20 protein-coding genes are annotated in these 20,864 nt (G+C 64.8%); 11 read left to right on the forward strand and 9 right to left on the reverse strand.

Annotated features, from left to right (window positions below; all coding sequences use genetic code 11):
- Nucleotides 1-22: 22 nt before the first annotated feature.
- The 3 genes from ABIB27_RS17400 to ABIB27_RS17410 all read right to left on the reverse strand — a co-directional run bounded on the left by ABIB27_RS17400 (nucleotide 23) and on the right by ABIB27_RS17410 (nucleotide 3,619).
- Nucleotides 23-1,555, reverse strand: coding sequence for an ABC transporter substrate-binding protein (locus ABIB27_RS17400; RefSeq protein ID WP_354254465.1), 1,533 nt, complete (start codon nucleotides 1,553-1,555; stop codon nucleotides 23-25).
- 193 nt (nucleotides 1,556-1,748) lie between these two features.
- Nucleotides 1,749-2,762: a Gfo/Idh/MocA family protein gene (locus tag ABIB27_RS17405; protein WP_354216777.1), complete on the reverse strand. Its 1,014-nt coding sequence runs from the start codon at nucleotides 2,760-2,762 to the stop codon at nucleotides 1,749-1,751.
- Nucleotides 2,759-3,619 carry a sugar phosphate isomerase/epimerase family protein gene (locus ABIB27_RS17410; RefSeq protein ID WP_354216776.1) on the reverse strand — a complete coding sequence of 287 codons (861 nt, stop codon included), beginning with the start codon at nucleotides 3,617-3,619 and terminating at the stop codon, nucleotides 2,759-2,761. Before ABIB27_RS17410 ends, ABIB27_RS17405 begins: the two co-directional genes overlap by 4 nt.
- 219 nt (nucleotides 3,620-3,838) lie before the next feature.
- Here ABIB27_RS17410 and ABIB27_RS17415 point away from each other — a divergent pair, with 219 nt between their 5' ends.
- The 4 genes from ABIB27_RS17415 to ABIB27_RS17430 all read left to right on the forward strand — a co-directional run bounded on the left by ABIB27_RS17415 (nucleotide 3,839) and on the right by ABIB27_RS17430 (nucleotide 7,228).
- Nucleotides 3,839-4,855, forward strand: coding sequence for a LacI family DNA-binding transcriptional regulator (locus ABIB27_RS17415; RefSeq protein ID WP_354216811.1), 1,017 nt, complete (start codon nucleotides 3,839-3,841; stop codon nucleotides 4,853-4,855).
- A gap of 129 nt (nucleotides 4,856-4,984) precedes the next feature.
- Entirely contained in the window at nucleotides 4,985-5,806 is an 822-nt protein-coding gene (gene nadE / locus ABIB27_RS17420) for an NAD(+) synthase (RefSeq protein WP_354216775.1), read from the forward strand.
- A gap of 458 nt (nucleotides 5,807-6,264) precedes the next feature.
- Nucleotides 6,265-6,567 (forward strand): DUF4193 domain-containing protein, encoded by a 303-nt coding sequence (locus tag ABIB27_RS17425; protein WP_354216810.1) that lies wholly within the window; start codon nucleotides 6,265-6,267, stop codon nucleotides 6,565-6,567.
- 154 nt (nucleotides 6,568-6,721) lie between these two features.
- Nucleotides 6,722-7,228 carry a MarR family winged helix-turn-helix transcriptional regulator gene (locus tag ABIB27_RS17430; protein ID WP_354216774.1) on the forward strand — a complete coding sequence of 169 codons (507 nt, stop codon included), beginning with the start codon at nucleotides 6,722-6,724 and terminating at the stop codon, nucleotides 7,226-7,228.
- A 7-nt stretch (nucleotides 7,229-7,235) separates the two neighbouring features.
- On the opposite strand, the gene ABIB27_RS17435 is transcribed toward ABIB27_RS17430, so the two are convergent.
- From ABIB27_RS17435 to ABIB27_RS17455, 5 genes are all read right to left on the reverse strand, one after another.
- Nucleotides 7,236-8,015, reverse strand: coding sequence for an enoyl-CoA hydratase (locus tag ABIB27_RS17435; protein ID WP_354254467.1), 780 nt, complete (start codon nucleotides 8,013-8,015; stop codon nucleotides 7,236-7,238).
- 46 nt (nucleotides 8,016-8,061) lie between these two features.
- Nucleotides 8,062-8,985 carry a 3-hydroxyisobutyrate dehydrogenase gene (gene mmsB / locus ABIB27_RS17440; protein WP_354216772.1) on the reverse strand — a complete coding sequence of 308 codons (924 nt, stop codon included), beginning with the start codon at nucleotides 8,983-8,985 and terminating at the stop codon, nucleotides 8,062-8,064.
- Nucleotides 8,978-10,060 (reverse strand): enoyl-CoA hydratase/isomerase family protein, encoded by a 1,083-nt coding sequence (locus tag ABIB27_RS17445; RefSeq protein ID WP_354216771.1) that lies wholly within the window; start codon nucleotides 10,058-10,060, stop codon nucleotides 8,978-8,980. Before ABIB27_RS17445 ends, mmsB begins: the two co-directional genes overlap by 8 nt.
- Nucleotides 10,060-11,559, reverse strand: coding sequence for a CoA-acylating methylmalonate-semialdehyde dehydrogenase (locus ABIB27_RS17450; RefSeq protein WP_354254469.1), 1,500 nt, complete (start codon nucleotides 11,557-11,559; stop codon nucleotides 10,060-10,062). The genes ABIB27_RS17445 and ABIB27_RS17450 overlap by 1 nt, the downstream gene beginning before the upstream one ends.
- Nucleotides 11,560-11,651: 92 nt before the next feature.
- Nucleotides 11,652-12,440, reverse strand: a complete 789-nt coding sequence (locus ABIB27_RS17455; RefSeq protein WP_354254471.1) for an IclR family transcriptional regulator — start codon at nucleotides 12,438-12,440, stop codon at nucleotides 11,652-11,654.
- Nucleotides 12,441-12,635: 195 nt separating this feature from the next.
- Here ABIB27_RS17455 and ABIB27_RS17460 point away from each other — a divergent pair, with 195 nt between their 5' ends.
- From ABIB27_RS17460 to ABIB27_RS17475, 4 genes are all read left to right on the forward strand, one after another.
- Nucleotides 12,636-13,355, forward strand: a complete 720-nt coding sequence (locus ABIB27_RS17460; protein ID WP_354216768.1) for a CoA transferase subunit A — start codon at nucleotides 12,636-12,638, stop codon at nucleotides 13,353-13,355.
- Between the two features lie 81 nt (nucleotides 13,356-13,436).
- Nucleotides 13,437-14,156: a 3-oxoacid CoA-transferase subunit B gene (locus ABIB27_RS17465; RefSeq protein ID WP_354216767.1), complete on the forward strand. Its 720-nt coding sequence runs from the start codon at nucleotides 13,437-13,439 to the stop codon at nucleotides 14,154-14,156.
- A complete protein-coding gene (locus ABIB27_RS17470) occupies nucleotides 14,153-15,337 on the forward strand; it encodes an acetyl-CoA acetyltransferase (protein WP_354216766.1) in 1,185 nt (394 codons plus the stop codon). The genes ABIB27_RS17465 and ABIB27_RS17470 overlap by 4 nt, the downstream gene beginning before the upstream one ends.
- Before the next feature lie 316 nt (nucleotides 15,338-15,653).
- On the forward strand, nucleotides 15,654-15,857 hold the full coding sequence (locus ABIB27_RS17475) for a cold-shock protein (RefSeq protein WP_013599688.1): 204 nt from the start codon (nucleotides 15,654-15,656) through the stop codon (nucleotides 15,855-15,857).
- A 97-nt stretch (nucleotides 15,858-15,954) separates the two neighbouring features.
- Here ABIB27_RS17475 and ABIB27_RS17480 read toward each other — a convergent pair whose 3' ends face one another.
- Complete coding sequence (locus ABIB27_RS17480) at nucleotides 15,955-17,088, reverse strand: acyl-CoA dehydrogenase family protein (RefSeq protein WP_354216809.1); 1,134 nt, start codon at nucleotides 17,086-17,088, stop codon at nucleotides 15,955-15,957.
- 162 nt (nucleotides 17,089-17,250) lie between these two features.
- Here ABIB27_RS17480 and ABIB27_RS17485 point away from each other — a divergent pair, with 162 nt between their 5' ends.
- The 3 genes from ABIB27_RS17485 to ABIB27_RS17495 all read left to right on the forward strand — a co-directional run bounded on the left by ABIB27_RS17485 (nucleotide 17,251) and on the right by ABIB27_RS17495 (nucleotide 20,838).
- Entirely contained in the window at nucleotides 17,251-19,005 is a 1,755-nt protein-coding gene (locus tag ABIB27_RS17485) for an AMP-binding protein (RefSeq protein WP_354216765.1), read from the forward strand.
- A 68-nt stretch (nucleotides 19,006-19,073) separates the two neighbouring features.
- Nucleotides 19,074-19,880 carry an exodeoxyribonuclease III gene (locus ABIB27_RS17490; protein ID WP_354216764.1) on the forward strand — a complete coding sequence of 269 codons (807 nt, stop codon included), beginning with the start codon at nucleotides 19,074-19,076 and terminating at the stop codon, nucleotides 19,878-19,880.
- Between the two features lie 34 nt (nucleotides 19,881-19,914).
- A complete protein-coding gene (locus ABIB27_RS17495) occupies nucleotides 19,915-20,838 on the forward strand; it encodes a DUF8083 family protein (RefSeq protein WP_354216763.1) in 924 nt (307 codons plus the stop codon).
- Nucleotides 20,839-20,864 lie beyond the last annotated feature (26 nt).

Raw genomic sequence — 20,864 nt, forward strand, 5'->3', positions numbered from 1 at the left:
CGCTCCCCGGCGGATCGCGTGGCTACTTCGCCGGTGCGTAGTTGTAGATGGACGGTATGGCCTGCTGCAGCTGAGGCGTCACGGTGATCTTCTTGTTGGTGTAGTACATCTGGTTGAGGCGGAACATCGGGACGAACCAGGCATTTTCGGTAACGTACTGGTTGACCTTCTTGGCCAGCTCGGTGCTGTTGGCGCCACCGTTCTGGACGTCCTTGATCATCGCGGACAGTTCAGGGGTTTGGGACTTGAACGGGTTGTACAGCGCGGTGGTGGAGATCATCTGGTTGATGGCAACCCACGGCTCGCCCTGGTAGAGCTGGAACGTGGTTCCGGCGTACTTACCGCTGGCGATATCGGACACGAAGTTGGCCGGCGGAACTGTTTCGGGCACCAGGGTGATGCCGATGTCGGCCAGCTGCTGCTTAAAGACTGCGTTGATCCCCTCAAAGGCGGCGACGGACGGAATCTTCAGGGTGAAGCCATTTGCGAAGCCGGCCTCGGCCAGTAGGGACTTGGCCTTGGCCGGGTCGTAGGGGTACATATTGTCCAGAGCCGGCACATAGGCGCCGCTTTCCGGGCCAAAGACCTGGTTGGTCACGGTGCCCTGGCCCAGGAGCTGCTGCTCCAGGACGGTTTTGCGGTCAAAGGCGTAGTTGATGGCCTGGCGGACCTTGACGTTGGCCAGCTCCGGGTTGATGCTGCCGTCGCGGTCGAGAAGCAGGATGCCCTCCCAGTCAACCTGGCTCTTGTTCAGCACCATCCCTGAACCCTCGGCCTGCTTGCCCGTCTTGGGATCCAAAAGTGCGCCGTCGATCTGGCCGGAGACAAGCGCGTTGGTGCGGGCCGTCAGGTCCACAAGATATTTGATGGTGATCTTGTCGAACTTCTGCAGGTCTTTGTTCCAGTAACCCTCACGCTTCGTGAACACGTACTGGGAACCCTTGACAGTGTTCTTCGTGTCCAGCACGTAGGGTCCGGACCCTACGGGGCCGGTCTTGATGCCGTCCGTGCCGATCGCCTTCGGGCTGGCTACCAGACCAGCGGCCTGTGTCAGGTAATAGGTGAATGCCGGGTCAGGTGCGGTGAGCGTGATGGCCACCGTGGCCGGATCCACCACGGCAACGCTCTTCAGCGAGGCGGCCTGGTAGGCATCCTGGCCCTTGGCGTCCTTGAAGTGATCCAGGTTGGCTTTGGCCGCTGCGGCGTCGAACTTGGTGCCATCACTAAAGGTGACGTCCGTGCGCAGGCCCAGGGTCAGCACGGTGTTGTCCGCGTTGTATTCCCACTTGGTGGCCAGCATCGGGGAGAGCTTTCCGTCCGGTGCCCGCTGAATCAGCGTGTCATAGGCCGACTGGTAGAACGGCATCGTGTGGCCAATGTGGGCATCGATGGGGTCGAACGACTTCAAGTCAGCGACGCTGCCCAGGGTGAGGCTGGTGGGGCCGGAAGCAGCCCCGCCGGTGCTGCCAGCGGTAGTGCCGCCACCGCAAGCAGTCAGCGCGAGCGAAGCGCTGAGGATAAGGGCGGCTGCTGCCGCCTTGGGACCTAACTTCATTGTTGGCTCCTGAATCTGTGGAACGTGAGAAATACGAATCCGACCGGTGTGGCGTGCGCCACACCGACATTGCGAGAATCAGAGTACGCATGATTGCCAACTTTGGCAACCGATTGTCAAAATCTTTGCAACATTAGATTCAGACGTTCATGAATGAACCGTTCAAACGCCTACAACCGGTTGCCCTGTTTGTTTAAGAAACCGATTCCACGGCACTCTGGTAGCTCTGCCGGTAGATTTCCTTGACGATCCGCAACGATTTCTCCGCCTCGGCGGCGTCTATCCAGAAGGCTCCGGAATCGCCAAGCCGGGCATAGAAGTCGCCGATGAGCAGCTCATGCGAGACGCCCCAGTAGGCTCGCCCGCCGGACTCCACCACACGCTCGGGCACCACTTCCACGCGGCCATCCGCATACGTGACGGTCAAGTCGCCCCGCAGGCTGAGCGCGGCTTTCTCCGTGATGATGTCCAGGGTCACCGGCGCGTTCACTGCATTGGCCAGGGTGGCGTAAAAAGCGCTGCGAACCCCGTTGGCGTGCTCCGCCACGAATTCCGCAGTGTCTTCCACCTCAATGGTTTCGCCCAGGAACCTGGTGGCCGCGTTGCCGGACAACGACACGACGTCCCCCACCAGCCATTGCAGCAGGTCAACGGTGTGGATGGCCTGGTTCATCATGAGCCCGCCGCCACCGCCCGCCCAGGTGCCACGCCAGGGCCGGCTGCGGTAGTAGTCAGCATCGCGGTGCCACACCACAGTGGCCGAAGCCCCCATTACCGCGCCCAGCTCACGGGAGGACAGCAGTGCGTGCATGGCCTGGGCGGTGGAGTTGTAGCGGTTCTGAAAGCAGACGGCGATCTTCGCAGTGGAGGCTTTTGCAGCTTCCACCAACCGGCGACCCTCCTCCAAGGTGTGCGCCAGCGGCTTTTCCACAATGACGTTCACGCCACGCTCAAGGCAGTCCGCCGCAATCGAAGCATGCGTGTTGTGTGGCGTGGTGATGTGGACTACGTCCGGACCGATGGCTTCGATGAGGCTGGCGTGGTCCGCGAACCCCGGAACACCAAAGGCGGCCACGGCGGCTGCCAGGCGGCCGGGGTCCGTGTCACAGACCCCGGCCAGCCGGGCGCCGTCGAGCTTTCCGATGGCCTCGAAGTGGACAGCCGAGACGTCGCCGCAGCCAATGACCGCGGCCTTGAGTCCCGTCACGAGAGTTCAATTCCGTTCTTGGCCGCAAGCGACGCAAAGGCACGGGCGGCGGTGCCGAAGGCAACCGGGCCGGAGAAGCCGCCGAGTTCGTGGTGGCTGGCCAGGTGCGGTTCGAGGGAAGCGAAGCCTGCATAGCCGTCAGCCTTCAGCGCGGCGATGGTGGCATCCAGTTCGCCGTCACCTTCGCCGGAGGGCACAACCTCGCCCGTGGCCATGATGGCGTCCTTGACCTGCAGGTATTCGAGGTAGGGGCGGAGCATGGCGTAGCCCTCGGTATAGGGCCGGACGCCCACCTGAACGAAGTTGGCGTTGTCCCACGCGGCGCGCAGGGCCGGGGAATCAACGGACTCCATGATGTCCAGGACGCGCTGCGGAGTATCGCCGTAGATATCCTTTTCGTTTTCGTGCAGCAGTACGACGCCGGCGCTTTCGGCTTCGGCGGCCAGTGCCCGCATGCGGGTAATAACGTCGTCGCGGATATCTTCCGGGGTCTGCGCTTCACTCCGGTAGAAGGAGAAGATTCGGATGTACTTGGTATCCAGGCCCTTGGCCACGGAGATGATCTGACGGAGGCGCTCCACCTCGTGCTCCAGTGGCAGAGTGATGTCCACCTTGCCGATGGGGCTTGCCACGGCCGAGACACTCAGGCCCTTCGCATCGAGGATTCCCTTGAGTTCGGACACCTGATCCGGGGTCAGCTCAGAGACGTTCACGCCCCACGCACTGCGGACCTCGATGTAGCTCGCGCCCAGTGCCAGCATGACGGCGGCCTGCACTGCCGGGTCCGGATCCACTTCGTCGCCGAAGCCTGAAAGTTGCCAGACGGTTTTCGTTGCGTCAGTAGCCGTTTCGGTCACGGGGATCTCCTTAGGGTTTGCCCGCGACGGGACAGCCTTGGTGCCGCTCCGGCGCGCGGGTGACGTACTTCACAAAGTTCTGCACTAAGTCTAGATGTCCGCAGAAACGATGACAACCGATTGCCAAATGTTGACATCTTGTGGCAACCTAGGAGCATCAGGGCTGTGGCTATCCGCACAGTGCCCGTATTGTCCCGTTCAGAGAGGAACGCTATGGCGATGCAAGCAGCCGGAACAGAGCGTCCTGCCACAATCCATGACATCGCCGCCATGTGCGGGGTGGCCGCGTCCACCGTTTCCCGTGCGCTGTCCACTCCGGACCGGGTCAACATCCGCACCCGTGCACGCATCGAAGCAGCGGCCGCCGAGCTGAATTACACCCCGAACAGCCAGGCCAAGGCCCTGAGTTCGGGCCGCACCGGTGCCGTGGGCGTCCTCGTTCCTGACATTACCAACCCGTTCTACTTTGACCTGATCAGGGGAACACAGCTTCAGCTGAAGGCAGCCGGCTACACCCAGTTGCTCGTAGACACGGAAGAATCGGACGAGGTTGAGGCCAGCAGCATGGAGCAGCTGCGCAAGAGCGCTGACGGCATCATCGTCACGGCGTCCAGGCTCAGCGACGAGGCGTTGCTCGCAGCAGCTGCGAAGATTCCGATTGTCACCATCAACCGCGACGTCGCCGGTGTGCCCGCCGTGGTGATCGACACTCCGTCGGCCACCAGCCAGGCGCTGGACCACCTGATTTCGCTAGGCCATACGCACATCGCTTACATGGCCGGGCCCCTCACTTCACAGTCGAGTACCCTGCGCTGGAATGCGCTGGCGGCGGCGGCCGAGGACCGGGGCGTGGAGGTGCGCAGGCTGGGCCCGTTCGCCCCCAAGAAGCAATCCGGTGCCGCCGCAGCTGACGCGGCCGTGCACTCCGGCGTGACCGCCTGCATTGCCTTCAACGACCTGATCGCCATCGGCATGCTCCAGCGGCTGCGCGAGCGCAGCATCCGGGTCCCGGAGGACATGAGCGTGGTGGGGTGCGACGACATCTTTGGTGCGGACTTCTGCAACCCTCCGCTGACTACCATGGCGTCCCCGATCGAGCAGGCCGGCCGCGTGGCCGTGTCCATGCTGCTGGCCCAGCTCAACCCGCTGGCCGGCGGCGGCAGCCGCAGCCGCTCCCTGATGCCCACGCACCTCACGGTCCGCGGGTCCACCGGACCGGCACCTACCGCTTCGTGAGGCGAGGCGCTTAGTGAGTCCTATCGCTCTGCGGGCCGAAAGCTCTGTGCGTCATCGCCCGGCAGACACGCGCCGTCTCCGGAGGGACACAGTTGAGCGTTGTTGACACCGCTGGCTAGGCTGGATCACATGCGCGAACTCCAGGCCACCATCATCGAAGAAATGGGCGTGCAGCCCCGGATCGACCCCCTAGGGGAGGTGCGCAAACGCGTGGATTTCCTTAAGGATTACCTCCGGGCAACCCAGACCAAGGGCTATGTCCTGGGTATCTCGGGCGGACTGGACTCCTCCCTCGCCGGACGGCTGGCACAACTGGCCGTGGAGGAACTCGAGGCCGAGGGCATGGACGCAAATTTTGTTGCCGTCCGCCTTCCGTACGGCGTCCAGCATGACGAAGACGACGCGCAGGCTGCAATGGACTTCATCCAGGCCAAGACCGAGTGGACGTTCAACATTTCCGCCGCCGTAGATGGCTTCGAGGACGAGTTCGAGAAGACCGTGGGCGCCGAAATCTCCGATTTCCATAAGGGAAACACCAAAGCCCGCACGAGGATGATCGCCCAGTACGCCCTGGCCGGTGAACACAATTACCTGGTGATCGGCACGGACCACGGCGCAGAGTCCGTCACGGGGTTCTTCACCAAGTTCGGCGACGGCGGCGCGGACATCCTGCCGCTGTTCGGCCTGAACAAGCGGCAAAACCGGGAGCTCCTGGCCGAGCTGGGTGCCCCCGCCCGTGTCTGGGAGAAGGTGCCCACCGCGGACCTCCTGGATGGCAAGCCGGGACGCACCGACGAGGACGAACTCGGCCTGAGCTATGACCAGATCGACGACTACCTCGAAGGCAGGGACATCCCCGAAGCCTCGGCCGCGCTGATCGAGCAGAAGTACGTCCGCACCCGCCACAAGCGCACCGTCCCGGTGACCATCTTCGACACGTGGTGGAAGTAGGCAGAACTCCCAACGCGCCGAATCCCTGCCGTCGGCCGGCACCCTTTTCGCTGAGGTTCAGAGCGAACCGGTCTACGTCCATATGGCCCCGCTCAAAGTCGTCGTGCCAGGCGTTAGCCAGGTTCCAGACGCGGCCGGCGAGCGTGATCGACACGTCCTCGTCGGTTCCTGCCTAGGAAACGTCCGCGGTGGAGACGCGCACTTCGAGGGTGTTGGTGAGGCCGCGGTCAAAGATGCAGCCTGTCCAGGTGCGCGAATCGTCCTCAAGCCACCGGTTGATGCTGGGCTGGTCGCAGATGCCCGTCCCCTGGTGCCAGACTTTGACGCCCTTATAAACCAGTCCCGAAAGCGCCGAAGGACATCATTCCGGTTCCCGGATACGGGAACAACGGCGCACTGGTGTACGTTGCAATCTCGTCAGCTACGAACATCAAAAAACAGAAATGAGAATCACCAAAGTGGCAACCGACTACGACGAAGTCCGTTCCGACGTTAAGGAATCCCAGGACCGTTCCTTGGAGGCATTGCAGTCTGCGAACGCGCCGGATGCCCGCAGCGTGGTCAGCGAGCTGGATGCGGCCGACGCCCTTGATGAGGGCCTGACCCCGGGGGGAGAAATTGTCACTGAGGAGCTCATCGTTCAGGTCATTCCCCAGGCCGCGGACGAGTTCACCTGCTATTCCTGTTTCTTGGTACGGCACCGGTCCCAACTCGCGCGAGAGAGCAGCGGCAACTCATATTGCATCGAGTGCGAGGGCTAGGCGGACGCCTCCTGCGACGTGAGCCCTCGACGGGGGTAGCCCATCCTGACACCCACGTCTGGCCCGACCTTCCGTACCCTTGGAAGTCCTAGTATATTGCAGGGTGGGACAGATCATAGGGCCGTTGTTGGCCTCAGCAATGTCAGGAGGCACCGTGGGCAGCCCGCTTCCTCGCGACCCGATCGCCGAGGCACGGCACAACTGGGAACGCCACGGCTGGGGCGACGTCGCTGCTCCCATGGCCGCCATCACGGCGATCATGCGGACCCAGCAGATCCTGCTGGCGAGGATTGAAACAGTCCTCAAGCCACTCGGCCTGACGTTCGCACGCTACGAGCTGCTGGCGCTGCTGAGCTTCGCCCGCAGCGGCGCGCTGCCCATGAACAAGGCCAGCGCGCTGCTGCAGGTGCACCCCACCTCGGTGACAAACGCCGTAGACCGCCTGGAGCATGCCGGGCTCGTGGCCCGGTCCCCGCACCCCACGGACGGACGGACCACCCTGATCGAGCTCACCGCTGAGGGCCGCACCCTGGCGAAACGCGCAACGGCGGCGCTTAACGCCGAGGTGTTCGGCAAGTCCGGTTTCGCGGACGACGACGTGGAGCACCTGCTCCGGGTCCTGGGCGATTTCCGCAAGGCCGCCGGCGACTTCACCGACTAAACGGTGGTCAGCGGTGCTTGAAGTCCGGCTGGCGCTTCTCGGTGAACGCGGCCATGCCTTCCTTCTGGTCCTCCGTGGCGAACAAGGAGTGGAACAGCCGGCGTTCTAACTGGACGCCCTGCGCCAGGCCCAGCTCAAAGGCGGCGTTTACGGCTTCCTTGGCCATCATGGCGGCCGGCTTCGACTTGGCAGCGATCACCTCGGCGACTTTCAGGGCCTCCTCCACCACGGAGGCTGCGGGCACCACGCGTGAGACGAGTCCCGCCCGCTCCGCCTCGGCAGCATCCATCATCCGCCCGGTGAGCACCATGTCCATGGCCTTGGCCTTGCCAACGGCGCGGGTTAGCCGCTGCGAACCGCCCATGCCCGGGATGACGCCGAGGTTGATCTCCGGCTGGCCGAACTTCGCATTGTCCCCGGCGATGATGACATCGCACATCATGGCCAGCTCGCAGCCACCGCCCAGGGCGAAGCCGGACACCGCGGCCACCACCGGGATCCGCAGCCGCGTGAGGTTTTCCCAGCCGCGGAACCAGTCCTCCGCGTACATATCCATGTAGCCCTTGGAGGACATTTCCTTGATGTCCGCTCCGGCGGCGAAGGCCTTCTCCGAGCCCGTGATCACCACGGCGCCCACCGCGGGGTCGGCGTCCATGGCGGTGGTGGCTGCCACAACCTCCTCCATGGTGGCCTTGTTCAGGGCATTGAGTGCCTGCGGCCGGTTGAGGGTCACCAGACCAACCCGGCCACGATGTTCCACCAGAATATTTTCGTACTGCTGCGCCAAGCCGTGCCCCTTTTATGTGTAGGTGAAGTGGGTAGAAGTGCCAACGCTACGTTACCGATTTGTCCCGGATGTCAGTGATGATGCCCGAGAAATCCCGTCCCGCGCCGCCGCCCGCGGCGAATTCGTCGTAAATCTTCGACGCCAGCGGCCCCAGCTGGGCCGCGACGCCGGTGCCTTCCAGCGCGTTGAGGGCGAGCCGCAGGTCCTTGGCCATCAGCGCGCCCGCGAAGCCCGGCTGGTAATTGCGGTTGGCTGGGCTGGTGGGCACGGGCCCGGGAACGGGACAGTTGGTGGTCAGCGCCCAGCACTGGCCAGAGGCGTTGGCGGCCACGTCGAACAGCGCCTGGTGCGTCAGGCCGAGCTTCTCGCCCAGCACAAACGCCTCGCTAACAGCGATCATGGAGACGCCCAGGATCATGTTGTTGCAGACCTTGGCAGCCTGGCCTGCGCCGTGGTCCCCGCAGTGAACCACGCGCTTTCCCATCAGCTCGAGGAGGGGTTTCACGGCTTCGAAGTCTTCGGGCAAGGCGCCCACCATAAACGTCAGTGTGCCGGCCTCGGCGCCCACCACTCCGCCCGAAACGGGCGCATCCACAGAGCGGTGCCCGGCCTCGACCGCGATCGCGGCGGCCTCGCGGGCCTCCTCCACGTTGATGGTGGAGCAGTCCAGGAACAGGGTGTCGGGTGCCGCCACCGACAACAGTCCGGGCTTGCCGTCCACACCGCGGTAGGCGTCCAGGACGTGCTGTCCGCTCGGCAGCATGGTGAGTACCACTGCGGCGCCAGCCAGCGCTTCCGCCGCGGAACCGGCCATGGGAACGCCCTGTGCTTTGGCCGCCTCAACGGCCGCCGGCACGGGATCAAACCCCACCACACCATGCCCGGCCTTGATCAGGTTGGCCGCCATGGGACCGCCCATGTGGCCCAGCCCCAGGAAGGCGATGGCACCGGCGGCTGCGTTCTCAGACATGGTCTGACTCCTTTGAGGGAAGGTGGAGTTCACGGTCGCCCAGCGGCTCGAAGTAGCGCTCGACGTCGGCCGCGGTCACTTCCGCGAGGGAAGCGGGCTTCCACTGCGGGTTGCGGTCCTTGTCCACCACCTGGGCGCGGATGCCTTCGCGGAAGTCCGCCCCTGCCAGGGAGCGCAGCCCCACCCGGTACTCCTGCGCCAGCGCTTCCTCAAGCGAATGTCCGCGCACGCGCCGCAGCGATGCGAGCGTGAGCTTTACGGCGGTTGGCGACTTTGCCTCGATGGTGGCGGCAGCGTCCGCCGCTTCCCCGTCGGCGGACCGGAGGCGGCGGAGAATCTCTTCCGCGTCGTCGGCGGCATAGGCGGCATCAATCCACCCGCGCTGCGCCTCCAGCGTCGAGGCCGGCGGCTCCTGCACAAAGCGCCCGACGGCGGCATCCGCCGTCGAGCTTTCCAGCGCTTCCGCCAGCGCGGGGAGGTTTTCGGACGGCACAAAGCGGTCCGCGAGCCCCAGGAACAGGGCGTCAGCGCCGCTCAGGTGGGCGCCGGTGAGGGCCGCGTGCGTGCCCGACTCCCCCGGTGACCGGGACAGCAGGAGGGTGCCGCCGACGTCGGGCACAAAACCGATGGTGGTTTCGGGCATGCCCATCCGGGTACGTTCGGTGACGACCCGGACCGAACCGTGCGCGGAAATCCCCACGCCGCCGCCGAGGACCAGTCCGTCCATAAACGCAACATATGGCTTCGGGTACTCGGAGATCAGCAGGTTCAGCCGGTACTCCTCCGCCCAGAACTCGGCCGTGGCCTGGCCTCCGTCGAGCATGTCCCGGTAGATGGCAACGATGTCGCCGCCGGCGCACAGGCCACGCTCGCCCGCGCCGCGGACCAGCACCGCGGCGACGGCGTCGTCGTCGGCCCACTGCGTGAGCTGGTCCAGCATGGCGGAGGCCATGCCCGCCGTGAGCGCGTTGACAGCCTTGGGCCGGTTCAGGATGACGATCCCAAGGTGCCCGCGGCGCTCGAACAGGACCTCTGTGGCGGACTCGGTGTTCTCCGGTATCCCCTGCGCCGCCATCAGCTTCCTTCCGGCATGATGAAGCTGCTGCCGGAACGGATGCCCGAGGGCCAGCGGGTGGTGACCGTTTTGGTCTTGGTGTAGAAGCGGAACGCGTCCGCGCCGTGCTGGTTGAGGTCCCCGAAGCCGGAGGCTTTCCAGCCGCCAAACGTGTAATACGCGATCGGCACCGGGATGGGGACGTTGATGCCCACCATGCCCACTTCCACGCGGCTGGCGAAGTCACGGGCGGCATCTCCGTCGCGGGTGAAGATCGCCACGCCGTTGCCGAATTCGTGCTCGGAACAGAGACTCAGGGCCTCGTCGTAGTCTTCGGCGCGGAGCACGCTCAACACCGGTCCGAAGATCTCCTCCCGGTAGATCTTCATGTCCTTCGTGACGTTGTCGAAGAGCGTCGGGCCAATCCAGAAGCCGCCATCGTAGCCGTCCACGGCGAGGCCGCGTCCATCAGCCACGAGCGTTGCGCCTTCGTCCACGCCGGACTGGATGTAGCCTTCGATCCTGTCCTTGGCGGATGCGGCCACCACGGGCCCGAAGTCTGAATCCTTGTCCAGGCTGTGGCCTACCCTCAGGCCCTTGACGCGCTCCGTCAGCTTGGCCACCAGGGCGTCCGCCGTCTCCTGGCCGACCGGCACTGCGACGGAGATGGCCATGCAGCGTTCGCCGGCGGAGCCGTACCCGGCACCGATCAGGGCATCGGCCGCCATCTCGAGGTCGGCGTCGGGCATGATCACCATGTGGTTCTTCGCGCCGCCGAAACATTGGGCGCGCTTCCCGTGCGCCGCCGCAGTGGCATAGATGTACTGGGCTATCGGGGTGGAGCCCACAAAGCCGATGGCCTTCACCCTGGGGTCCTCGAGCAGTGCATCAACGGCTTCCTTGTCCCCGTTGACCACGTTGAAGACGCCGTCGGGAAGGCCGGCTTCGCTGTACAGTTCGGCGAGCCGGAGCGGCACCGAAGGGTCGCGCTCCGACGGTTTGAGGATAAAGGCGTTGCCGGCGGCGAGCGCCGGGCCGGACTTCCACAGCGGGATCATGGCCGGGAAGTTGAACGGTGTGATGCCGGCCACCACGCCCAGTGGCTGGCGCAGCGAATGGACGTCGATGCCCTGCCCGGCGCTGTCCGAAAACTCGCCTTTGAGGAGGTGCGGGGCGTTGGCCGAAAACTCCACCACTTCGACGCCACGCTGGATATCACCCTTGGCATCCGGGAAGGTCTTGCCATGCTCCGAGGAAAGCAGCGTGGCCAGTTCGTCCATGTTCTCATTGACGAGGTCCACAAACTTGAGCAGGATCCGGCCCCGGCGCTGCGGGTTCATGGCCGCCCACTCAAGCTGGCCTTTCTCGGCATTCGCGACGGCGTTGGCCACCTCTTCCTTGCTGGCCAGCGGCAGCCTGGCCTGCACCTTGCCCGTGCAGGGGTCGAAGACATCGCTGAACCGCCCGGACGTGCCATCAACCCGCTGGCCGCCGACGTAGTGTGAAAGCTCGTGCACCATCGAATGCTCCTTTGCCTGTGGTCATCCCTGAACCCGAATCTACTCGGACTTCCTACTAATTTCTAGGGGCGTCCTTGCCGATGTTCCCGGCATCAAACGGGCGAGGTTGCCCGCTCGGCCGGCAGCCTGGCGCTCATCCGGTGGGCTTCCTCCATGAGCAGTTTGCCCAGGAGTTCCTGCCGTTCCGGACGGAACCTCGGCTCGATTCCGGTGAGCGACAGGGCTCCCACCGGCCGGCCCAGTTGATCGAACACGGCGGCCCCCATTCCCCAGCTGCCCTCCAGGACCAGACCCGGGTTCACGGCAAAGCCATGCAGCCTGGTCCGCCCAAGGTTGCTGCGGACCACGTCCTCGCGGTGTCCTGTTGCGAACGTTCCGGCGTGCTGATCCCAGCTGGAAAGGATGGCCTCCTGTTCCTCCTCCGGCAGGAACGACATAATCGCGGTCCCGGCCGAGGCCACGCCGAGCGGGAAGCGGACTCCTTCGTGCAGGACGAAAGAGCGCACCGGGAAGCTGCCTTCTTCCCGCATCACGCAGACCGTTTCCTGGCCGCGGCGGATGGAATAGAAGGCACTCTCCCCGGTCTCCTCAGCCAAGCGGCGCAGGCTGGGCCGGGCGATGTCCTCAAACGGGAACCTTGCCGCTGCCACCGATCCCAAAAGGAAAATCTCCGGGCCGAGGATCCAATTGCCGGTCCGGGCATCGTGGTCAAGGAGGCCCTCTGCGGCAAGGGATGCCAGCAGCCGGTGAACGGTGGGCCTGGTCAGCCCGGACTCCCGAACCAGCCCGGCAATGGAACTGCCCTCCGGCTTCCGGCCGACAAGCCGCAGCAGCGATGCCACCCGGCCCACCACCTGCGCCCCTTGGACTGGATTTGTCATTTTGGCCTCCAGAGAAGAAATCCTCCACAATGTGGACACCCTAAAGCCTAGCGTCCACGCTGTGAAACATATGCGTGGCCCCGATGAGCGGACCATTGACCCTACGCTGAGAGCCCCTTAGGCTCCTTCATCAGGCCCGCTGTCCACAAAGTGGATAACTCACCGGCTCTGACCGCTCGATGACGAGGAGATGGAATGTCCAAGCTGAAATCCAATGCCGCCGCTGCCCTGCAGGATCTGCTTCGGGACGGCATGACCCTCGCCGTCGGCGGCTTCGGCCTGAGCGGTATCCCTGCGGACCTCATCGAGGCCGTCCGCGATTCCGGCGTTAAGGACCTGACGGTCGTATCCAACAATATGGGCGTGGACGGCAAAGGCCTAGGCATCCTGATCGAGGCCGGCCAGGTCCGCAAGGTCATTGCTTCCTACGTCGGTGAGAACAAACTCTTCGCCGAGCAGTACCTCGCCGGGAAACTCAAGGTGGAGTTCACCCCACAGGGCACCCTCGCCGAGCGCCTCCGCGCCGGCGGCGCTGGCATCCCCGCGTTCTACACCAAAACCGGTGTGGGCACCCTTGTGGCTGAAGGCAAGCCGCTGGCGGAGTTCGACGGCGAAACGTACGTCCAGGAGCGCGCCATCCGCGCCGACGTCGCACTGGTCCACGCGCACACCGCGGATACGGACGGGAACCTGATCTACCGCTACACGGCCCGCAACTTCAACCCCGTGGTGGCCACCGCCGGCGCCGTGACCATCGCGGAGGCGGAAGTCATCCTGGCGCCGGGCGAACTCGAACCCAACCACATCGTCACCCCGGGCGTCTACGTCCAGCACTTGGTCCAGGCGAGCGACCGGGTCAAGGACATCGAACAGCGCACCGTCCGCTCCCGCGCCGCGGCAGCAGCCCCCGTCTGAACCCCTGGCGCTGAACCGCGCTTTCTGCGCCTCCGCGAACCACACCAAGCACGCACACTTTGAAACCCCAAGGAGAAACCCATGGCCTGGACCAGGGATGAAATGGCTGCGATCGCGGCCGAGGAACTGAACGACGGCGACTACGTGAACCTGGGCATCGGCATCCCCACACTGGTGGCCAACAACCTGCCCGACGGCGTCCGCGTAGTCCTGCAAAGCGAAAACGGCCTGCTCGGCATGGGTCCTTTCCCGTATGAGGGCGAGGAAGACGCCGACCTCATCAACGCCGGCAAGCAGACCGTCACCGTGCTCGATGGCGGCAGCATCTTCGACTCCGCCACGTCCTTCGGGATGATCCGCGGCGGCCACGTCAAGGTGGCCATCCTCGGCGCCATGCAGGTCTCCGGCAACGGCGACCTCGCCAACTGGACCATCCCCGGCAAGATAGTCAAGGGCATGGGTGGCGCCATGGACCTCGTCGCCGGTACCCCGCGCGTGGTGGTGCTGACCGAACACAACGCCAAGGACGGCACCGCCAAGATCGTCACCGAGTGCACGCTGCCGCTCACCGGGCTGAACTGCGTGGACCGGATCATCAGCGACCTCGCTGTGTTTGACCTGGTGAAGCACGAACCCGAAGCAGGCGGCGGGGCATCCGGCGCTGGGCGGCAGCTTAGACTCACCCGCGTCGCCCCGGGAGTCACCGTGGCAGAGATCCGGGAAAAGACGGAGGCAGCCTTTACGGTGGCCCTGGACGAACCCGGCATCGAAGAAACTGCCCTCGAAGGAGCCACGGCATGAGCCTGCAGGAGCAGTTCGGCAAGGATGTCCTGCTCACCGGCTGGGGCCACAGCCGGTTCGGCAAACTCACGGACGAGACCCTCGAGTCCCTGATCGTCCTGGTGGCCACCGAAGCCATCAGCAACGCCGGGATCGAGGCGGGCCAGATCGACGAGATCTACCTGGGGCAGTTCAACTCCGGCATGATGCCCCTGGCGTTCCCGTCCTCCCTGGCCCTGCAGGTCTGCCCGGACCTGGCCAACGTCCCGGCCACCCGGGTGGAAAACGCGTGCGCCTCCGGATCCGCCGCGTTCCAGCAGGGCACCAAATCCCTCCTCGCCGGTACGGCCAAGACGGTCCTGGTGATCGGGGCAGAGAAGATGACCCATGCCGGCGCCGACGTGGTGGGCGCTGCCCTGCTGGGTGCCGACTACGACATGGCCGGCCAGAGATCCACCACCGGTTTCACGGGCCTGTTCGCCGACGTCGCCAGGCACTACGAAAAGCGCTACGGATCAGTCTCCGACGTCCTCGGCACCATCGCGGCAAAGAACCACCGCAACGGCGTGGACAACCCCTACGCCCAGCTCCGCAAGGACCTCGGCGAGGAATTCTGCCGCACCGTCTCGGACAAGAACCCCATGGTCGCCGATCCCCTGCGCCGCACCGACTGCTCCCCCGTGTCCGACGGCGCCGCCGCCGTCGTGCTCTCCAGCTCACCAACCGGCGGGGCCACAGCGCCGGTCCGGCTCGCCGGCTTCGGCCACGCGAATGACTTTTTTCCTGCCGAACGCCGGGACCCCACGGCTTTCGCGGCCACCCGCGCGTCCTGGCAGCGCGCACTGGCGATGGCCGGCGTCGGGCTCGAAGACCTCGATTTCGCCGAAGTCCACGACTGCTTCACCATCGCCGAGCTGCTGATGTATGAGGCGATGGGCCTGACCAAACCCGGCCAGGGCGCAAATGCCGTGACCGAGGGCTGGGTGTTCAAGGACGGCAAGCTGCCCATCAATGTCTCCGGCGGACTCAAAGCCAAAGGCCACCCCGTAGGCGCCACCGGAGTCTCCCAGCACGTCATCGCCGCCATGCAGCTCACCGGCACCGCAGGCGACATGCAACTCGCCAACCCCCGCCGCGCCGCAGTGCAAAACATGGGCGGCGTCGGCATCGCCAACTACGTCAGCGTCCTCGAGACCGTCTAAAAAGCAACGCGGGGTCAGATAAGGCCGTTTCCGGACGGATTAATGGGCCGTATCTGACCCCGCGTTGCAGTCAAAGTGCCGGTCAACCATGCCTTGAAGACCAGATATGCGCGCCAAAAAGATGGACCAACGCCCCGCCGTCAAGCTGCTTTCACGGCCGTCAGTTGCGTTTCCGCACGTTACAGCCGGAATAGTTAGTGACCGCAGCTATTGCACGCCCACCTCTCACCCCCTAGGTTTGAGAGAGCGGACCACAGGCTCCGCGTCTGCCTGCCGTCCGAGCAGGACCAGAAAAGGGTTACAAAGGAAGTTAGCAATGGCAACAGGCACAGTTAAATGGTTCAACGCTGAAAAGGGCTTTGGCTTCATCGCTCCGGACGACGGGTCCGCCGATGTTTTCGCGCACTATTCCGCAATCGCCAGCAGCGGCTACCGCTCGCTGGATGAGAACCAGAAGGTCGAATTCGATGTGACCCAAGGTCCCAAGGGCCCGCAGGCAGAGAACATCCGCCCGCTTTAAGGTTCTGATTAACTGCCCTGACCGTGCTGCGAAGCACGGTCAGGGCAGTTTTTTGTTAAGCGACTTTCCATCACTTTGATGAGATCGGAAGCGGCCGTCAGACGAATGCCGATTTCCCGGTTACTGCCCGGCCCACAATCAGCGAATTGATTTCGTAGCTGCCCTCATAGGTATAAAGTATTTCCGCGTCGCCAAACAGCTTGCCCATTTCGTAATCCGCGCTGATCCCGTTGCCGCCCAGCAGCGACCTGCCCATGGCCACCGAGGAACGAGCCAGTCGGGTGCAGGTGGATTTCGCCATGGCAGCCTGCACCATTTCCAGCTTTCCGTCCGTTTGGATCCGGGCGAGCTGCGCCATCAGTGCCAGTGAAGCGGACGCGTTGCCCAGGATTTCCGCCAACTGCTGCTGGACCAGCTGGAAGCGCGCCAGCTCCTTGCCGAATTGCCGGCGTTCCAGTGAGTAGGCACGGGCGATGTCGAACGCGGCCAGCTGGATACCAGCACCTTGCCATCCCACCCAGGCGCGGGAATCCCGCAGGAGGTCGTTGGCTTTAGCGAAGTCCGTGGCGCCCGGCAGCATGTTGGACGCCGGAATCCTGACGTTGTCCAGCACAATGTCGGCGTTCTGCATGATCCGCAGGCCGATCTTATTGGCAATCTTGGTGGCCCGGTAACCGGGCCGCTCAGTCTCCACAATGAAGCCCTTGATCTGCCCGTCCGCCTGGTCGCGGGCCCACACCAGCGCAAAGTCCGCGATGGTGCCGGCACCGATCCAGCGTTTGGCGCCGTTGATCACCCACTCGCCGCCGTCCAGCCGCGCGGAGGTTTCAAGCCCGCCGGCGATGTCCGAGCCGTGCTCCGGTTCCGTCAGGGCAAAGGCGCCCAATTGGTTGAACGCGGCCAGGCCGGGCAGCCACCGCTGCTTCTGTTCCTCAGAGCCCAGGGCGTCAATCATGCCCACAATCAGTTCATTGTGGATTCCCACGAGGGCGGACAGCGATACATCGGCTCTGGCCACTTCGACATACATCAAGCCCTTGAAGAGCTTCGACGTGCCATCGGTCTGCAAAATCCCGAGCCCACGCTTGCCCATCTCCGCCAGCAGCCCAAAAGGGAATTCCTCGCGGTTCCAGTAGTCGATGGACGCCGGCCGCACCATAGACTGCAGGAACGACCGGATGTCCAGGTACCGCTCGCGTTCGACGGCCGGAAGGAGGTCCACGATGTACATCAGATCGGCATCGGGAAATGGCGGGGGGCCTGTCACGTCATGCTCACGTCCTTGCGACTGCACAGTCTGCGTCCCTTCAGTCTTCCAAACCCTTGGATGTCCTAGTATATTGCACATGGCTGGCTATCAGTGATGTGCATCACGCGGTGAAAGGTGTCCCTCATGTCAGTGACCGATGATTTCCGGGCGGCGCGGGACCACCTGCTCGCCCTCCGCTCCGACTACCACCGGGCCCGCCGCGAATTCCAGTGGCCGCGATTCACGGAGTTCAACTTCGCCCTCGACTGGTTTGACCAGATCGCCGCCGACCCCTCGAAAGCCAACAACCCGGCGCTGCTGATCGTGGAGCAGGACGGCTCGGACACCCGCAGGAGTTTCGCCGACCTCGCCTCGCGTTCCAACCAGGTTGCCAACTGGCTGCAGAGCCAGGGCGTGCGCCGCGGCGACCGCATGATCGTCATGCTGGGCAATCAGGTGGAACTCTGGGAACTGATGCTTGCCGGCATCAAGCTCGGCATCGTCCTAATCCCCACCACCACCCTGATGGGGCCCGCAGACCTGGCCGAACGGGTGGAGCGCGGCGAGGCGGGCTGGGCCGCCGTCGGGCATTCCAACATCGGGAAGTTTGCCGACGTACCCGGCGCCTACCGCCTGATTGAAATCGGCGGCGGTCGCGCCGCCGCCGCACCAAGCCGTAGCACTGTAGCCCTCCAGTACGCGGATTCGACAACGGCGCCGGTGACCTTCACGCCCGGCGCCCCCACCAGGGCGGACGAGACCCTCCTGCTGTACTTCACGTCCGGGACCACGTCCAAGGCCAAACTCGTGGAGCACACGCACACGTCCTACCCGGTGGGGCACCTGTCCACGATGTACTGGATTGGGCTGGAACCCGGCGACGTGCACCTGAATGTCGCCTCGCCAGGCTGGGGCAAACACGCGTGGTCCAACTTCTTTGCCCCCTGGATCGCGGAGGCGTGCGTCTTTGTCTACAACTATGAACGGTTCGACGCCCGCGCCCTGATGGAGCAGATGGACCGCGAGGCCGTCACCAGCTTCTGCGCCCCGCCCACGGTTTGGCGGATGCTGATCCAGGCGGACCTGAAGCTGCTGAAGACCCCGCCTACCAAAGTGGTCTCGGCCGGTGAGCCGCTGAACGCCGAGGTGATCGACCAGGTGAAGCGCGCCTGGGGCCAGACCATCCGTGACGGCTTCGGGCAGACCGAAAGCACTGTCCAGGTGGCCAACACGCCGGGCCAGCCCGTCACCATCGGCGCCATGGGGCAGCCGCTTCCCGGCTACGACGTGGTGCTGGTGGATCCGAATACCGGGGAGGAAGCGGACGACGGCGAGCTGTGCCTGCGCCTGGACCACCGGCCCGTGGGGCTAATGAAGTCCTACTACGGGGACGCAAAGAGGACCGCCGAAGCGTTCCGTGGCGGCTACTACCACACGGGTGACATGGCCAGCCGGGACAAGCGGGGAATCATCACCTACGTGGGCCGGGACGATGACGTCTTCAAATCCTCGGACTACCGGCTCTCACCGTTCGAGCTGGAGAGCGTGCTCCTGGAGCACCCGGCGGTGGCCGAGGCGGCCGTAGTACCCTCACCGGACGCGCTCAAACTCTCCCTACCGAAGGCCTATGTGGTCCTGGTGGCCGGGCTTGAGCCGGGGCCGGAGCTGGCCGAGGACATCCTGCGGTACTGCCGTGAACACCTGGCACCGTTCAAGCGCATCCGCAGACTGGAGTTCGCGGCGCTGCCCAAGACCATCTCGGGCAAGATCCGCCGCGTGGAACTGCGGCACCGCGAGGAAGCCAGGCACGGCACCGGCGTCAAGGCGGCTGCAGGAAAGCCTGCCACCGGCTTCGGAATCGAGTATTCCGAGGCTGATTTCCCCGGACTGAAGGACTGACGTTCGGCCGCGCGGACCGTGCACCTGGGCTTTCCCCGCACCGGCAGAGCCAAGGTAAGTTAGGGACTGTGAAGATTGCTACCTGGAATGTGAACTCCCTCCGTGCCCGCGCCGACCGTGTCGAGGCCTGGCTGCAACGCAGCGACTGCGACGTCCTGGCCATCCAGGAAACCAAATGCAAGGACGAGAACTTTCCGTGGGAGCTGTTCGAACGCATGGGCTACGAGGTGGCCCATTTCGGCGTCAGCCAGTGGAACGGCGTAGCCATCGCGTCCCGGGTTGGCCTGGCGGACGTGGAGCGCACATTCCTGGACCAACCCGCGTTCGGCAAGGCAGGCAAGGACCCCGTGCAGGAGGCCCGCGCGATGGCTGCCACGTGCGGCGGCGTCCGCGTCTGGAGCCTCTACGTGCCCAATGGCCGTTCGTTGGACGACGAACACATGCCCTACAAGCTCAAGTGGCTTGAATCCCTGAAAACCCATGCCCAGGGCGTGGTTTCAGCAGACCCGAATGCGCAGGTTGCCCTGATGGGCGACTGGAACATCGCCCCGCTGGATGAGGACGTGTGGGACATCGACCTGTTCCTCTCCCAGGGCTACACCCACGTCAGCCCGCCGGAGCGCGAGGCCTTCCACGCGTTCGCCGACGCCGGGTTTACGGACTTGGCGCGCCAGTACACGCCCGGGCCTGGCGTCTACACGTACTGGGACTACACGCAGCTGCGGTTCCCCAAGAAGGAGGGCATGCGCATCGACTTCGTGCTGGGCTCCCCCGCCCTGGCCGCCCGGGTCACCGGAGCCTCCATCGACCGTGAGGAGCGCAAGGGGAAGGGCGCTTCGGACCACGCGCCCGTTTTGGTGGAGCTGGCTGACTGATGGCCGCCGCCGGGGCCCCGGAAGGGAGACTGTCATGACGGGAAACCTCTACCGGGGCCAGGCCGGCCTGCCATTTTCCTCCACGCTCCGGGTCTACGAGCCACTGACTGCCTTCCCCGAGGGACATCGGGAGGCCATCCGGGCGGCCGGCGCGCGCCCTTCCTCACGGGCCGCCGTCGAAAACGCCGAGCTGCTGGCTTCGCTTGGGCGGATCACCCGCGCGGGCGGGGACCCGTTTCCGACCGGGCGGACTGACCTGGTCCGCGTCACCAGCGCTCCCGGCATCCCGCCCCGCGGCGCCGCGCAGGCTGGAGCGTCCGACGCCGGTGCTGCCGCCGCCGGCGCAGGTGCTGGCCCGGGGCGTGTTTTGCTCTACTGCCCCAGCCAGCTGGTCCTGCGCGCCGGACTCGCCGCCAACGCGCTGATGGAGGGCATCCACGGGCCCCTGGCTGAAATGCTGATTCCTGAGGAGCAGCGGGACAAACACCAGGAACGGATCGACCAGGTCAAGGCCCGCGACGGCAGTGTCCGGGTCCATAGCCGCGCCTCCACATGGGGCATTCCGTTCAGCTGGTTCTCGCTTTTCGCCGAGGGTGACCATAAGGATGTGGTGGAATCCGGGGGCCGTATTCTCACCGTCAGGGTGTGGGCCTCCATCACGGATGCCATGGAGCGGGCACGCTACGCTGTGGCCAACCTGGCCCTGGCCGCACCTGACCTGGACATGCTGGACGATCTCGCCCAACTGACCGAGTGGCTCGAGTTGTTCCACGTCAATTCCATGGTTGAACTCGACTACGGCGCCGTCGCGGACAAGGTCTACCCGGACGAGTCACCGATGGACATCCGGCTGGGCATCGAATGCCTCGCCGAGGGCGACATGACCGGTGCCGCCGCAGCTTACCGGCGGCTGGCTTCCCGCTGGATTCCCATCCGGCAACTCGCCCGCGCCTCCTGACCACAACTTTCCTCAACGCGGCCGGG

Origin of the sequence: Arthrobacter sp. UYEF21 (assembly GCF_040546085.1) — a bacterium.
In the GTDB taxonomy this organism is placed as follows: Bacteria; Actinomycetota; Actinomycetes; order Actinomycetales; family Micrococcaceae; genus Arthrobacter.